Genomic DNA, 15,851 nt, shown 5'->3' with positions numbered 1-15,851 from the left:
ACGCAATTAATGTTTGAAATCCCTATTTTATGCTTAAAAATCTACGCTTCTTATTATTTATATTACCTGCTATGGTTTTTGCACAGGTAGGCATAGGAATAACATCTCCAGATGCTTCAAGTATACTTGATGTTACTTCATCGACACGTGGTGTGCTGCTGCCTCGAATGACTACAGCACAAATGAACTCTATAGCCTCGCCTGTAAAGGGTCTTACGATTTTTAATTCTGAAACAAATAGTTATTATTATAACGACGGAACCATTTGGGTAGAGCTTGCCGGTGCAGTCAAAAGAGATAATTACAAATTGGTTAAAAGTGTTGCAGATTTGTCTGACGAACTTGCAGCAGGTGGAGGAACTCAGTATTTACTAAACACCAATTTTTTATATGAGATCAACGGAATCATACCTATTAATTTCCCTATTAACTTAAATGGTGCATATGTAGAAGGAGTAGATTCTGGAAGCGATATTCTAGTAAATGCATCAGGAGGTTCGCTATTTAATGGTAGTGGCGGAGGTAGTATTCGAAATATTACAATTAGTGGAGGAAGTAATACGGTCTTTAATTTAACCGGAGGAAATCTTGTAGTAAACAACACTATATTTTCTGGGGCATCATCGTTAGGAACATTAACCGGATTGAATCTGGTATTTTTTAATGTTTCTCAATATGTTAATAATACTACCGGTTTTACAGTATCGGGTATAGAATCGTTTTTTATGAGTAATACATTCTGGACAGATACTAATCAAGGAACATTTATGACCTTAACAGGGACATTCGACAACCTGCAAATGGCAAATGGGCGTATAGTTGCAGATGCCGGAGAGATCGGATTAAATGTAAGTTCTAATCCTACAATTGTTAATTCGGGTTTATTAAGTGGTTTGAGTTTTGTAGGGGCTGGGACTTTAGTAAATGGTTATACAGCTGCAAATACATTTCCCGGATATAACTTTTCCATAAAATGGGATGTAAATTGTGAAGGAATACCTGTTGAAACAGATGGCAATGCATCAGCTAATTTTTATTCCACGAGTGGTTTAACTACTGGATTTACACAGTCTATATCTAATGGTACTGCTGTAGAAATACAGGGAAACGGTGCTTTTGCTGCTCAAAACCTTTTTAGGTTTACAGCTAGTGGAGGTGACAATCGTCTTACATATACCGGAAGAAAAGGTCGTAATTTTCAATTAACAGCATCACTGTCTGTACGTGTTACAGGTGCTGCAGATAATTTTTATGCTTTTTTATTCGCTAAAAACGGAACTGTAATAACAGAATCTAATGCAGTTGTTTATATTGACAGCAACACACAAATACAGAATGTAAGTTTAGCTAGTGTAATTAACTTAGAGGCTAATGATTATATCGAGGTCTTTGTACGAAGACTTACTGGTGCTGGTAGTGATGATTTAATTGTTTTCTCAGAAAACGTTTCTATTAAGTAGGGTTAAAGAAAAAGGGTAAAATAAGATTTAAGCCTATTTTACCCTTTTCTATTTAATTGTTTGTAATTAAAAGCATCGGTTTTCCCTTGCCGGTATTTTCAGTGTAAAGGATCTGTAAACCCGATTTTTGTTTGGTTTTTTCTTCATTTCCTATTAATAGGGCTAAAGCATTGTCATAACTGATTTGTTTTCCATTATAATAGGCGGTTCCGTTATTTTCTTTTAGCGTATTAATCATCGCTAAAGGTGTTTGTTCTTGAGTAGGTTTCTCCACTTTCGGAGGAACAGGTGACTTAGATTTTTCTTTTTTTAGAGTAAATCCATTAATTTTATAATCCTCAATCTCTCTCAATACTTTATGAGCCTGACTTTCTGAAACATCCTCTGGTAAATAAAATAGTACGCCACGCGGTTTCTCTTTCGTGTCCTTAGTCCAGTCTTTGAAATTACTTTTAATAAAATCTTTTGCTTTAGAAATGGTGGTTTGTTGGCCCTCAATTTCAATAGCCTCTGTATTTGATAATTTTATATTTAAAATATTGTATTTGTCATTAGTAAATGTAGCAGGATCTTCTGGCGGTGGCGGTGGCGGCGGAAGTTGACCCTGAGGTACTTCTGGAGCTGGCGGTGGTGGAGGTGGAATTAATTGTCGTGAAGGATTGGTTTTATAAAGATTGGTCTTTCTGAATTCACCAGTAAGTTTCCCTACAAATTTATCTACACCGTTTTGAGATTTGAGTTGTAGTGAATAATTCATCATATCACTTTTGCTCCAGTCTTTAGTAATCTCGTTAATCGTTTGAGCAAAATTTTCTATGGAGGTAGACTCCCCATTTACCCATACCGATTCATCTTCAACACGTATTTTTAATGTGGGGTACTCCTGGTGTCGAACTATATCAAGTAACACTTGTTTTTTAGAAGAGGCTTTGTAATATTCTAAAGCTAATGAATCAGAATTTGTCTGTGTATTCAATGAATCTGTTTGCTTATCTAAATTTAAGTAAACAGGCTTGGCCACAATTTCCTGATTAAAAAGATAGATACAGCAGGCGAGGACGGGCACTAAAAGTGCAAGACGGGTGGCCATTTTTTTGACCGAACGGGTTTTTGATAACATAATGATTCGTTTTTTAGTTAATGAATAATTAATCGGGCTTGATAACGCGGTATGATGACTACTACCCGAATAGGTGAATAAAAGATTAGTATAATTTTCTACATTTTTATTTTGGGATAGCGCAGCGCTATCGGCTAGAAACTCGTGATTTAATGCAATGCTTTTTTTAAGTAAAATCAACAGCGGATTAAACCAAAATACCACCTGTAAAACCTCAATAAAGAGAATGTCCCAACTGTGTTTTTGACTTACGTGTGCCTGCTCGTGCGCCATAACTTCTGGAGCGATCGCATTATTTTTAAAGTCATTTTTGGGCAAGAAAATATAGTTTAAAAATGAGTGTGGGACTATCTTTTCAAGAAGGAGCACATTTATATGCGATTTAGATTTTACGCGCTCATTGTGAGTTACTTTTTTGCGTAGGCGATATAGATTACGTAAGAATCTAAAGCCAAAAAGCAATACGCCTGATGCGTAAATCGAGCCTATTAGTATAGGTGTCCAATGTATAGTTTCTTCAATCGATGTATTAACTTCGTTTGTAACTGCAATTGTATCAAATGCGACCTGCTCAGCTGCCGGTTGCGGTTCAACTGCTACAGAATAGCTCAAGGTGACCAAGGGCAGAGCAAACGCTAAAACCAGACTTCCTAATAAATAAAAACGTTTAAACTGGTGTGCAGCTTGTTGCTCGAGAGTGATTTTGTAAAAGCCCCAAAGAATCATTAAACACAATACCGACTTTAAAATATAGGCTATCATTTTTTCTCTGTTTTTAGACGTTCATCAATCAGTTTTTTAAGATCTTCTAGCTCTTGTTGTGATAAATCGGTTTCTTTTGTAAAAAACGAAGCAAACTGCGCGGCAGAGTCATTGAAGAAATTTTTAATCATCCCATTTACTTGTTTTGAGAAATAATCTTTTTTGCGCACTAGCGGAAAATATTCTCGTGACCGCCCGTACTGCACATAGTCAACAAAATTCTTGTCTTGCATCCGTTTCAATAGCGTGGCGATTGTAGTGGTCGCTGGCTTAGGATCAGGATACGCATCTATAAGATCTTTCATAAACGCTTTTTCCTGTTTCCAGAGCAGTTGCATTAGTTGTTCTTCGGCATTAGAAAGTGTCATATTCTACAAATTAAGAGTGTGTTCTACAAATGTAGAAATAAATTTTAATTCTACAAGCGTAGAGCAAAACTTTTTTATATTTAATTTTTGGCAATTTTTATACGGGCCAGAAAAAGCCCGAATAAAACCGGGCTTTCGGCAGTCGCTTTTTTGCAAAAGGCAAAAAGAGCTTCAACAAAGCCTCAATCCCTATCGCAGACCTATTTATGCAAATTTTTACTTAAGTGATTATACCTAATCAATAAACCTATCTTTACGTTCTAAATAAATTTATAACTAATGAGCCTAGAACAAGACTTAAGAGATCGTAGTGGTAATGTATGCGAATTATGCAGCAGTACGACCGATTTAGATATATACGCAGTTCCTGATTCTCCAGATAATGCAACAGCAGACACACATATTTTTGCCTGCGGAACCTGCAGAACACAATTGCACGATGCAGAACTAGTAGAAGCCAATCACTGGCGTTGTCTTAATGACAGTATGTGGAGCCAGGTTCCTGCTGTACAGGTGGTTGCCTACCGTATGCTTAATCAACTAAAAGGGCAGGGTTGGCCTCAAGACCTGCTTGATATGATGTATATGGAAGACGATGTTAAAGAGTGGGCAAAGGCCGGTATTGCAGATGATTCTTCAAAAGGACTAATACACCGCGATAGTAATGGGGTTATTCTGGAGGCTGGCGACTCGGTTGTTTTAATCAAAGATCTAAAGGTAAAAGGCAGCAGTATGGTTGCTAAACAGGGTACTGCCGTGAGACGTATTTCGCTTGATCACGAGAATGATAAATACATAGAAGGAAAAGTAGACGGCCAGCAGATTGTTTTGATTACAGACTACGTGAAGAAAATTTAATTTTTAATAAAGCCTTTAGTTTAATATAACATCTAGTTGGGAGTAATAAGCAGCGGTTATTTCTACTTTTTCAGAAACTAACCAATTAACTCAATAATGAATTCTAAAAAGGAAAAACTAGCCCGGTTTGGCATGGTAGCGAAAGGTATGGTATATGCTATAATAGGTATGCTTACAGCGATGGCAGCTTTTAATCTGGGAGGTTCAAAAAGCGGACAACAAAATGCGTTGCAATTTTTAAGGGAGCAACCCTTTGGTAAAGTATTGCTTATCGTTTTGGCCCTGGGCTTGTTTGGTTATACCTTTTATAGATGGTATGAAGCATTAAAAGGTAGTGGGGATTCCTGGAGCGAATGGAAAGGTTTTGTAAAACGTTCAGGTTATATTATAAGCGGTATATTTTATGGAGCTCTAGGTTTTACGGCAGTTAAGATGGTTGTTGCGGGCAGTTCGGGTTCTGGAAGTGATTCTATGATATCAACACTAATGTCAAAGTCCTACGGACCTTATTTGTTAGGTTTTGTAGCCTTGTGTATTGCGGGGAAAGCAATTTTTCAAACGTATAAAGCCTATTCGGGGAAGTTTAGAGATGATGTGAATGAAAGTAATCTGGGGCCAAAAGGAAAGAAAGTATTAATTAGAGCTGGGGAAATAGGATTTACTGCCAGAGGTATTGTTTCAGGCATTGTAGCTTTTTTATTGTTTAAAGTGGCTATAGGCAGTGGAGGCTCATCTGGAGGAAAAGTTGCTGCTTTTGACTTTTTACAAGACACTCTAGGCGCTGTAGCTATGGGTGTTGTAGCGCTGGGACTTGTCGCTTACGCTGTATTTATGTTTATTCAGGCGAGGTATGCTCAAATTAAACTCAATTAATTAAGCCTTAATCGATAAAATTTAAAAACCCATAGCCGCAATGCGCTATGGGTTTTGTTTATTTAAAATAGTGGTAATTGATAAGTACAACACCTGCGTGAGGGATTGCAGCGGCATCCTTTTTTGAGGCTTGTTTAAGCCGAAAAAAAGATAGAGCGTAAAGCCCGACCCCGCTCTTTTGAGGGGTCACGCCCTTATTCTTAACTTTATTTTTCTGCGATTTTTAACCTGGTAAACTCATGATAAAAATGCGGAATAGTCTCAATTCCTTTTAGAAAATTCCAAACTCCAAAATGTTCGTTAGGCGAGTGTATGGCATCACTGTCTAAACCAAATCCCATAAGAATTGTTTTACTGTCGAGTTCTTTTTCAAAAATAGCTACAATAGGAATACTACCGCCACTGCGTTGTGGTATCGGCGTTTTGCCAAAAGTATTTTCATAGGCTTTTTCTGCTGCTTTATAGCCTATATGATCTATGGGAGTTACATATGCCTGCCCGCCGTGGTGCGGTGTTACTTTAACGCGAACACCTGCAGGTGCGATACTTTCAAAGTGATTTTTAAACAATTGGGTAATTTCCTTCCAATCTTGATCGGGTACAAGTCGCATACTTATTTTAGCATACGCTTTGCTTGCGATAACCGTTTTTGCACCTTCGCCAATGTAACCGCCCCAAATTCCATTTACATCAAGGGTAGGGCGTATGCTGTTGCGTTCATTTGTAGAATATCCTTTTTCGCCATAAACCGAATCGATGTCCAGTGCTTTTTGATAGTTTTCTAACGAGAAGGGAGCTTCGGCCATTTTAGCGCGTTCTTCTGTGCTTAGCTCTTCTACGGCGTCATAAAAACCGGGAATGGTGATGTGGTTGTTTTCGTCGTGAAGTGAGGCAATCATTTTGGTCAACACATTGATTGGGTTTGCCACGGCACCGCCATAAAGTCCGCTATGCAAATCACGGTTAGGACCGGTAACTTCAACTTCTACATAGCTGAGTCCGCGTAAGCCTGTCGTTATGCTGGGAACATCTTTTGCGATCATACCCGTATCTGAAATAAGAATCACATCGTTAGCCAGTTTTGCCTGATTGCGTGAAATAAACCAACCTAAGTTCTCACTGCCCACTTCTTCCTCGCCTTCAATCATAAACTTAACGTTACACGGTAGGTCGTCATTTTGAGTCATATACTCGAGCGCCTTTACGTGCATATACATCTGGCCTTTATCGTCGCAAGCGCCGCGAGCGAAGATGGCACCTTCAGGATGTAAATCTGTTTTTTTGATTACCGGCTCAAAAGGAGCGCTGTCCCATAAATTTAAAGGATCTGGTGGTTGCACGTCGTAATGCCCGTAAACTAATATTGTTGGCAAGCTTCGATCTATAATTTTTTCTCCATATACAATGGGATATCCCGGTGTTTCACAAACCTCTACAGTATCACAACCTGCCTCCTTTAAGCGTTCTGCAACTGCATCTGCGGTATTAAAAACATCATCTCTATAGGCCTTATCTGCACTAATGGAAGGTATTTTTAGTAATTCTATAAGTTCGTTTAAAAAACGTTTTTGATGGGTATCTACGTAGTTCTTAGTGTCTTTCATAGTTTTAAAATCGTATTCTCGTAAAAATAAGAATTGGAATGTGAAATTTCTCTCAAAAAATGATTTTCATATCAAAAATCTTTACTATATTTGCACTCGCATTTTTAGATATAAAGATGCAAGCTTTTATCTGAAGTCCTAAGTATGGTAAAAGTAGTATGCAGGCGTGGTGGAATTGGTAGACACGCTAGACTTAGGACATAGCGAAATATAAAGTGTTAAAATATTAAAATGCGGGCGTGGTGGAATTGGTAGACACGTCAGACTTAGGATCTGATGCCGCGAGGTGTGGGAGTTCGAGTCTCCCCGCCCGTACAAAAGCCGAAGAGAAATCTTCGGCTTTTTCCATTTAAAAAAATGTCGAAAAAAATGTCAGGTACAACATAGGTACAACATTTTGCTAATTTCAGGGCAACATTTGTATTGATGTCAAATATTTCTATTTGTTATTAAACCCTATTAATTTTCTGGTAAAATAATAAATTCTGCTAAATAGCAACCTTATTACTTCGTAAGGGGGAGTTTATTATCATACAATATAACCGCAATTTAAACTCGTAAAATACTTCCATCAAAAGACTACGGCATAAAGCCAATGCTCTTTCCAACGCTTATTTATTCCGTTTCCTTTTGAGCCAAGATTTTATCTTCCGTTTGGTTTCTGCTCAAATATTGTTTAATCTAAAATTTGAGTATTATGACAACAAAAGTGAGTACCACAAGAAAGAGCGGTAAAAAAATTACGGCCGCCAAGAAAGAAGTCAAAGAAAAATTGACACAAAAAGCGATTGGGCTTCAGATTGAGAACCTATCAATTGCAAAGGTCATTCCCGACCCGATGCAGCCCAGGAAGACTTTTAATGAGGATGCGTTAAAGCAGCTTTCAGAAAGTATCAAAAAGCACGGTGTTCTGCAACCTATTACAGTCCGTAAATCTGGAAACGATTTTATCATCGTAATGGGGGAGCGGAGGTATCGAGCCAGTAAATTGGCCAACAAGAAATCAATTCCGTGTATCGTTTGGGAATACAAGAACAATGATGTTCTGGAAATTCAAATCATCGAAAATCTACAAAGACAGGATGTTGAGCCAACCGAAGAAGCAGAGGCGATTGCTTATTTAAGCGAAAGATATGCGCCTACCGAAATTGCAAAACGGTTGGGAAGAACCGATAACTTTATCAGACAGCGACTTAAACTGGCTGGTTTGATTGAAGGTTTCAAACACTTCGTCCGTAATGGCGAAATGACGATTTCGTTAGGTGCGGGTGTTGCACTTTTCGAACCTGAAGAACAACAGATGCTGTTGGAAACGATGGGCGAAGATTTTAGTGCCCATCAGATAAACAGGATGATAAAAGACCAGACCTATGATTTAGAGAAAGCACCTTTTGAGGTAGCTGATAAAAAATTGGTTTTGAAAGCTGGCTCTTGTGTAGAATGTCCGTTCAATGCTGCAAATCAAGGTAATCTGTTCGGCGATGGTAAAATGGTCTGTACAAAATCAGCTTGTTATGAAACGAAGAAAAGCAAGTCGTTCTTTAATTTGATTGAAAAATCGAAACAAGAGAACATACTGTTAATTCCTGAAATACGACAGTATTGGGCAGACGAGGAAAACAATCAGCTGATTATTTCACAATTGGAAAAGAACGGTTTGAAAGTCTATTTGCTGGATGATTGTGAAATCATAGAAAATCCGATAAAGCCAACAATTGAGGACATCAAGAAAGAATACCAACATTACGATTATTCTGAAGATGAATTCAAAGCAGAGCTGGATGAAGCCTTACAGCACTACGAAAAAGAATTGGAAAAGTACAATTCAGCTAAAGAAAATGAATTTGTAAAAGGTATTGTGTTCCATCCTGAAACATACAGACACAAAGAAGTCTTTATAAAGATTGTTGAACAGTCCAAAAATGAATCGACAACGTATTCCGCACCATTGGCCAACAGAAAAATGGCAGATTGCACCCCTGAAGAACAGATAATTAAAATCAACGAAAGGGAAATCCGAAAGAAGCAAATAGAGAACAACAAGCAGTTTGAAGAAGTTGTTGAGATGATTAGAGACACCAAATACATTGATACGAAGAAAACACTTTCGGTGGATGAAATGGTAGCGTTCTCATTGACGTTGTATGAAAACAATGTAGATTATGTTGGAAGACAAAGATTCTTTTCAAATTTATTGGGCAATACATCAAAGATGACAGATGAAGAGATTGTTGAGAATTTCAAAAAGAAGTTTAAAAAGGAAATCTTTCATAAGTTGATACGGTATATCCTAACAAAGCAAGTGCATTTTGGCGAAAGCAATCACGTTAATAATTTGACTAATATTTCATTCTACAATGCGATGCAAGGTTATTACAAGTCCAAGATTGATGGCATCGAAAAAGAATATGCCGAAAAAAGAAACAAGCGTGAGGAACGTTTGAAAGAGCGAATAACAGTTCTTGAAAAGCAAATTCAAGGATTGAAACAGTAGCTTTTGTTGTTTGAAGAAGGATTGGCATTCGTGCTGGTCCTTCTTCTTTTTTTATAATAGACACTTGGTTAATATGGTCAAGGAATAGAGAGAATAATCAATCAATAGTAGCGCAAAGGTAAACTCGTAAAATACACCCATCTAAAGACTACGGCATAAAGCCAACGCACTGCCCAACGCTTATTTATTCCGTTTCCTTTTGAGCTGAGATTTTAGCTTCCGTTTTGGTCAAGCTCAAATATTGTTTAATCTAAATTCAAAAGTTATGTATTTACAAAATTTGCAACAGGATGAAATCTTTGTTCCATCAGAAATGAAATCCTTAAAAACTCTGACACAGATGGAATCCCGACGAGGGCTTGAAAATGCCATCATTTCAAATGGGAAGATTGTTAATGTAGTATCGAACAGTTACGGACACATTCCAAACCAATTGTTCTTCAAGAAAACTGAAGAAATGTTGATGGATGCACAACTGAACTTTCACAAGCGCACCATCAACAAAAATGATAGGTCGTTCATTACCGACTTTATCATAGACGATAAAAGTCAGTTTACCGTCAAGAACGATAAGGACGTGATACTGCCAATGCTACGGTTCAAAAACTCGTATGACGGTAGTGAAAAGACTTCTGGACACTTCGGATTTTATAGAGAAGTATGTTCCAATGGTTTGCACGTTTCCCAAGCCGAAATCGAGTTTTCTATAAAACACAGTAAGAACAATACACATCTTATTATGCCACGACTGAACAATCTCTTTGATAAATTTCTGGACAACGAATTTTACACCATTACCAAGAAATTCGACAAGATGAAGGAATTTAAAATCATCGATACACAGGAATTTGTTAAGGCAATTCTTGACAGAACGAAATTGTTCAGATATGAATGTAGCGACAAGAACAGCGACCCGTCGAAAAAATCTCGTGAGGTCATCGAAATCTTAAACTATGAAGCCTTATTGCTCAATGAAGAACCAAATCTTTGGTTAGGTTACAATGCGTTTAATTCAGTACTTCATAATGTTTTGAAGAAAAGCTTTGGCCAACAAGAACGGTTGGATAAAAAACTGTTCGACGAAGTCTATGCAATGGCATAAAGCCAAAAGGTTCATCCAGTACCTTAAACTGGATTTTTTCTTTTTTTAAAGCGGTTTTAAAAATTCCTAATTAACTTAGTTGAACGCTAATTTTCACAAATAAAAAATAATGGTATCTTTGTATTTAATGCAAAAACCAAATAAAATAGCGGCATTTTTCTTTCTAGGCTTGTTTAGCCTAATGATGCTACATCAAGTTTTTCCGCATTTACACCATCAGCACGAGGATTCTCATTCACATTTAGATATTGCCCATACTGGCGAGGACAATCATCACGATGATAGTTCCCAAGAGAAAGAAGATTCACCTTACGGGTTTTTTGGGTTCGTTATGGATATGCATACCCATACCACGGTGTCCAGCGATATAGTCTTACTTGAAAGAAATACAATCGAGAAAAAGACCGTTGTTGACAAGGATGTTCTAGAGAGTGTTGTTGAAACTAAAGGATTTTTTTCAGTTGAATATAGGCAAAATAGTAAACAGCCTGTTTATTATCCGCCCAATAATTATTTCAATTCTTATCTTTCATCCCTCGACTCAAGAGGCCCACCTACCTGTTAACCCCACTTTAGTTTAATAAAATTAGACAGATATATTAATAGTATCTGCAAATTTATTATGCTTTGGTAATAGCAAGCTTCGCTTTAATTACCATTTTACCATATTTATTTTTCAAGAATTAATCCTTGGTTTTGTATAACTCAAATCCATAGATAGCCTGTATGGTATTTTCATTTTTATTATTTACGACTTAAAAATATTTTAAATATAATGTTAGACAAAATCATTGCATTTTCGATAAACAACAAACTTGTTATCGGATTATTTACGCTGGCACTTATTGGATGGGGCTCATATTCGCTTACACAATTACCCATAGATGCCGTGCCAGACATCACAGACAATCAAGTTATGGTTATTACCATATCACCCACTTTAGCGGCACAAGAAGTAGAACAATTAGTTACGTTTCCCGTAGAGCAAACAATGGTTAGTATTCCTGGTATTAAGGAGATGCGTTCCTTTTCTCGATTCGGGCTTTCTATAGTAACTATTGTTTTTGAGGAAAGTGTAGACTTATATTGGGCAAGGCAGCAAGTTCAAGAGCGATTAACGCAGGCTGCCAAAGATATTCCTGAAGGCATCGGAAAACCTGAAATGGGACCCGTAACTACAGGGTTGGGTGAAATTTATCAATATGTAATTCATACCGAAAAAGGATATGAAGATAAGTATGATGCTACCGAATTAAGAACTATACAAGACTGGATTATCAAAAGACAACTATTGGGAACACCTGGAGTTGCAGAAGTGAGTGGTTTCGGTGGGTTAGTGAAACAATATGAAATTGCCATAGACCCAGATAAACTTCAAAGTATGAATGTTACTATTGAAGATATTTTTACCGCTCTGGAAAAAAACAATCAAAACACGGGTGGCGCTTATATAGATAAAGGTCCTAATGCCTATTTTATTCGGAGCGAAGGACTTGTGAACAATTTACAAGAATTGGAGAAAATAGCTGTTAAATTGAATAATGGGACACCTGTACTTATTAGGGATGTTGCAAAAGTGCAGTTTGGTCACGGTGTGCGCTATGGAGCGGCGACTCGAAATGGAGAAGGCGAGGTTGTTACAGGAATTGTAATGATGCTAAAGGGAGCAAACTCTTCCGCAGTTATCAATGATGTAAAAGCTAAAATCGAACAGATTAAAGAAACTTTACCCGAAGGCGTAACCATTGAGCCTTATCTAGATAGGAAAGGTTTGGTGGACCGCGCAATAGGGACTGTAACAACTAATCTTACAGAGGGTGCATTGATAGTAATTTTTGTATTAATCCTCTTTCTTGGAAATTTAAGAGGTGGTTTGATAGTTGCTTCGGTCATTCCGCTCTCAATGCTTTTTGCAATCGCGATGATGAACCTTTTTGGAGTATCCGGAAACCTAATGAGTTTGGGCGCCATAGATTTTGGTCTTATTGTAGATGGGGCGGTAATAGTTGTTGAATCTGTGATGTTTGGAATTCATACCAGTAAAAAGAAGTACGCAGGCGTTGAAAAGTTATCATCCAAACAAATGGATACCGAGGTAAGGCACTCTGCTGGAAAAATGATGAATTCCGCTGCCTTTGGGCAAATCATAATTCTAATAGTTTATGTGCCTATTTTGGCTTTGAGCGGAGTTGCAGGAAAAATGTTTCATCCAATGGCTCAAACGGTAATGTTCGCTATTCTTGGAGCACTGATTTTATCGCTTACCTACGTTCCAATGATGTCTGCCCTTGCACTGGGTCGCAAGACGGAACATAAACGGAATTTTTCCGATAAAATGATGGATTTCTTTCAGCGTATGTACCAACCTATTTTAGAAGCTGCCTTACGCACAAAACTATTGGTACTTGGATTGGCAATAGGATTATTTGTTATAACGCTAATAGTTTTTGCCAATATGGGTGGTGAGTTTATTCCGCAATTGGACGAAGGAGATTTTGCGGTTGAAACCCGAGTACCTGTTGGAAGTTCCATCGACCAGATGATTGATGTTTCTCAAAAGGCGCAGACCATATTATTACGTGAATATCCAGATGAAGTGAAGCAAGTTGTAAACAAGATTGGTTCGGGGGAAATACCAACAGACCCAATGCCCATTGAAGCAGGAGATATGATGGTTATTTTAAGCCCAAAATCGGAATGGACAAAAGCTAGCGGAAGAGAAGAACTGGCAGCAGTGATGAAAGAATCCCTGTCCATTATCCCTAATGCTACTTTTAGTTTTCAACAACCCATACAAATGCGTTTCAACGAACTTTTAACAGGTGCTAAACAGGATGTTGTCATCAAAATTTATGGCGAAGACCTCAATATACTTTCAGATTTGGCTGGTAATGTTGGGAGCAAAATAAAATCGGTGGAAGGTGTTGAAGATTTGTATGTTGAAGAAGTGACTGGACTACCACAGATTAATATCCAAATGAACCGTGATAAGATTTCTCAATACGGAATGAACATTGAGGATGTAAACAATGCTATCGAAACTGCGTTTGCGGGTACTTCGGCAGGACTCGTTTATGAAGGGGAACGTAGATTTGACCTTGTTGTACGGTTGGACAAGAACTATCGAACCGATATTACCGATGTACAAAATTTGTATGTGAGTACACCACAGGGAAATCAAATTCCATTAAGTCAGGTGGCCAACATTTCATTTGAACCAGGACCTGTACAGATTCAGCGTGACAACGCCAAACGTCGAATTATTGTTGGCTTCAATGTACGTGACAGGGATGTACAAAGTATAATTGAGGACATCAAGCAAATTATGAATTCGAAGGTTGATATGCCAGCAGGTTATTATGTAACCTACGGTGGTCAATTTCAAAACTTGCAAGAGGCTAATCAACGGTTAATAATTGCTTTACCAATAGCATTGTTGCTGATTTTAGTACTGCTGTTTTTTACTTTCGGTTCAATGAAACAAAGTTTGCTCATTTTTACGGCAATCCCTTTATCAGCGATAGGCGGTGTCTTTGCACTAATCATAAGAGACCTACCTTTTAGTATTTCAGCTGGAATCGGATTTATTGCCCTATTTGGTGTGGCAGTTCTAAATGGAATCGTACTGGTGGCTGAATTCAACAGGCTTGATAAAGAAGGTGTAAGCGATATTTATGAACGCGTCATTAAAGGAACTCGTGTGAGATTGAGACCTGTGTTAATGACAGCTACCGTAGCTGCTTTAGGTTTTTTACCTATGGCATTGTCAAATTCATCAGGTGCAGAGGTACAGCGCCCATTGGCAACTGTAGTTATTGGTGGATTGATTACGGCGACCGCATTAACGCTAATCGTTCTTCCAGTCTTATATATTTATTTTACTGATAGAAAGGCTAAATTCAATTTTAGAAGTAAGAAAATTGTTACCACTTTAATCGTGATTGCTGGTCTATTCTTTCCGGCAATGCAGCTACAAGCACAAGAAACAAGTATGGTGCAAGAACGTGAAATTACGTTGCAGCAGGCTATTGAAATGGCACTTAAAAACAATAACCGTATTAAAATCGCTCAATATGAAATAGAGGTTGAAGAAAAAGGAAAATACGGTGCTATAACTATTCCCAGAACAGAATTTACATATCAAAATGGCGAATTTAATACGCCAAAAGTAAAGGATAATCAATACGGAGTTACACAGCGAATCAATTTTCCTACGGTTTATACCAGTCAGTTTAAACTCGCAAAAGCAAGAGTTAGTAGCAGTAAACAACTAAAGGTTATAGAAGAAAATGACCTGATTGCGGATGTAAAAGCTGCCTATTTCAGAGTTGTGTTTTTAATGCAGAATAAACAATTGTTGCAGCGTCAAGATAGTCTATATGGCAATCTCAACCGTTCAAGTTCGATGCGTTATGAATCTGGCGAATCCACAAAATTGGAAAGTGTAACCTCGGCAACGCAATCGATGCAAATAAAAAACAAGCTTCAACAAAACGAAGCCGATATGAGAATCGCCGAAAAGCAACTTCAGGTAGTTTTGAACACAAACGATGAGATTACTATTACAGATAGTGAATTGGTTCGTCGTGAAATAGATTTAGATATTGAAAGGCAGTCTGTGGAGCAAAGCCCGTTTTACGTTTATTTAAAACAACAGTTGGAAGTAAGAAAACGAGAAACCAATGTAGAAAGGAATAAAGTGTTACCAGATATTATGTTCGGTTATAATAGCCAAACATTTAATGGGGGTCAAAATAGCGGTTTAGCAAACTCAAATTTTAATGACGATGACCGATTTTCATTCTTTCAAGTAGGTCTTTCAATTCCCATTTTTCCTGGTGGACATCGAGCCAAAATTCAGGCGGCCAAAATCGAAGAGGATATTGCCCAATCTCAAATTGAGTTGAACAAAACCCAATTGCAAGGGGAACTTCAAAATTTATTGCAGGAATATTACAAACTTCAGGGTACTTTAGATTACTATCAAAATGAAGCCCTGCCACAAGCGGAACTTATCATTGATAATTCAGAAAAGAGCTTTAAAAGCGGTGATGTTTCCTATACGCAATACTTGCAAAACCTCACTTTGGCGAATAGTATCCAAACAGAGTATCTAAACACACTATATCAATATAATCAGTCCATCATAGTAATCGAAGCCTTATTGGGCTTGTAAAAAACTTGTGATATCAAATTAAAACATAAAAAAG

The 15,851-nt window shown here is 37.6% G+C and carries 10 protein-coding genes and 1 tRNA gene; 8 read left to right on the top strand and 3 right to left on the bottom strand.

From position 1 onward, the window contains the following. The first annotated feature begins 29 nt into the window (after positions 1–29). Positions 30–1,460, top strand: a complete 1,431-nt coding sequence (locus P164_RS12105; protein WP_028376599.1) for a hypothetical protein — start codon at positions 30–32, stop codon at positions 1,458–1,460. Positions 1,461–1,512: 52 nt separating this feature from the next. Here the strand turns inward: P164_RS12105 and P164_RS12100 are convergent, their stop codons facing one another. Together P164_RS12100 and P164_RS12095 are read right to left on the bottom strand one after the other, a co-directional pair. Continuing rightward, complete coding sequence (locus P164_RS12100) at positions 1,513–3,342, bottom strand: M56 family metallopeptidase (protein ID WP_051621342.1); 1,830 nt, start codon at positions 3,340–3,342, stop codon at positions 1,513–1,515. Then, positions 3,339–3,710 carry a BlaI/MecI/CopY family transcriptional regulator gene (locus tag P164_RS12095; protein ID WP_028376598.1) on the bottom strand — a complete coding sequence of 124 codons (372 nt, stop codon included), beginning with the start codon at positions 3,708–3,710 and terminating at the stop codon, positions 3,339–3,341. Before P164_RS12095 ends, P164_RS12100 begins: the two co-directional genes overlap by 4 nt. Positions 3,711–3,989: 279 nt before the next feature. Here P164_RS12095 and P164_RS12085 point away from each other — a divergent pair, with 279 nt between their 5' ends. Together P164_RS12085 and P164_RS12080 are read left to right on the top strand one after the other, a co-directional pair. Further along, positions 3,990–4,568: a PhnA domain-containing protein gene (locus P164_RS12085; RefSeq protein ID WP_028376596.1), complete on the top strand. Its 579-nt coding sequence runs from the start codon at positions 3,990–3,992 to the stop codon at positions 4,566–4,568. Between the two features lie 96 nt (positions 4,569–4,664). Beyond that, positions 4,665–5,441, top strand: coding sequence for a DUF1206 domain-containing protein (locus P164_RS12080; RefSeq protein ID WP_028376595.1), 777 nt, complete (start codon positions 4,665–4,667; stop codon positions 5,439–5,441). 206 nt (positions 5,442–5,647) lie between these two features. On the opposite strand, the gene P164_RS12075 is transcribed toward P164_RS12080, so the two are convergent. Beyond that, the gene (locus P164_RS12075) at positions 5,648–7,045 is read right to left on the bottom strand and encodes a dipeptidase (RefSeq protein WP_028376594.1); all 1,398 of its coding nucleotides are present in this window, start codon (positions 7,043–7,045) and stop codon (positions 5,648–5,650) included. Positions 7,046–7,278: 233 nt separating this feature from the next. Here P164_RS12075 and P164_RS12070 point away from each other — a divergent pair. The 5 genes from P164_RS12070 (at position 7,279) to P164_RS12050 (ending at position 15,817) form a co-directional block, all read left to right on the top strand. After that, positions 7,279–7,360: transfer RNA gene (locus P164_RS12070), tRNA-Leu, on the top strand. Positions 7,361–7,742: 382 nt separating this feature from the next. Further along, entirely contained in the window at positions 7,743–9,539 is a 1,797-nt protein-coding gene (locus P164_RS12065) for a ParB/RepB/Spo0J family partition protein (RefSeq protein WP_008610744.1), read from the top strand. A 265-nt stretch (positions 9,540–9,804) separates the two neighbouring features. After that, complete coding sequence (locus tag P164_RS12060; RefSeq protein WP_008610745.1) at positions 9,805–10,641, top strand: DUF932 domain-containing protein; 837 nt, start codon at positions 9,805–9,807, stop codon at positions 10,639–10,641. Between the two features lie 109 nt (positions 10,642–10,750). Further along, entirely contained in the window at positions 10,751–11,206 is a 456-nt protein-coding gene (locus P164_RS12055) for a hypothetical protein (RefSeq protein WP_008610746.1), read from the top strand. A 210-nt stretch (positions 11,207–11,416) separates the two neighbouring features. Beyond that, positions 11,417–15,817: a CusA/CzcA family heavy metal efflux RND transporter gene (locus tag P164_RS12050; protein WP_008610747.1), complete on the top strand. Its 4,401-nt coding sequence runs from the start codon at positions 11,417–11,419 to the stop codon at positions 15,815–15,817. Positions 15,818–15,851: the final 34 nt, after the last annotated feature.

Origin of the sequence: Leeuwenhoekiella sp. MAR_2009_132 (genome assembly GCF_000687915.1) — a bacterium.
GTDB lineage: Bacteria > Bacteroidota > Bacteroidia > Flavobacteriales > Flavobacteriaceae > Leeuwenhoekiella.
Note: the sequence above shows the minus strand (reverse complement) of the source record. Positions and strands in the feature narration are given on the sequence as shown.

Excerpts from the sequence above, each read along its gene's own strand:
- P164_RS12105 (WP_028376599.1), top strand. The coding sequence starts at position 30 with ATGCTTAAAAATCTACGCTTCTTATTATTTATATTACCTGCTATGGTT.
- P164_RS12100 (WP_051621342.1), bottom strand. The coding sequence starts at position 3,342 with ATGATAGCCTATATTTTAAAGTCGGTATTGTGTTTAATGATTCTTTGG.
- P164_RS12095 (WP_028376598.1), bottom strand. The coding sequence starts at position 3,710 with ATGACACTTTCTAATGCCGAAGAACAACTAATGCAACTGCTCTGGAAA.
- P164_RS12085 (WP_028376596.1), top strand. The coding sequence starts at position 3,990 with ATGAGCCTAGAACAAGACTTAAGAGATCGTAGTGGTAATGTATGCGAA.
- P164_RS12080 (WP_028376595.1), top strand. The coding sequence starts at position 4,665 with ATGAATTCTAAAAAGGAAAAACTAGCCCGGTTTGGCATGGTAGCGAAA.
- P164_RS12075 (WP_028376594.1), bottom strand. The coding sequence starts at position 7,045 with ATGAAAGACACTAAGAACTACGTAGATACCCATCAAAAACGTTTTTTA.
- P164_RS12065 (WP_008610744.1), top strand. The coding sequence starts at position 7,743 with ATGACAACAAAAGTGAGTACCACAAGAAAGAGCGGTAAAAAAATTACG.
- P164_RS12060 (WP_008610745.1), top strand. The coding sequence starts at position 9,805 with ATGTATTTACAAAATTTGCAACAGGATGAAATCTTTGTTCCATCAGAA.
- P164_RS12055 (WP_008610746.1), top strand. The coding sequence starts at position 10,751 with ATGGTATCTTTGTATTTAATGCAAAAACCAAATAAAATAGCGGCATTT.
- P164_RS12050 (WP_008610747.1), top strand. The coding sequence starts at position 11,417 with ATGTTAGACAAAATCATTGCATTTTCGATAAACAACAAACTTGTTATC.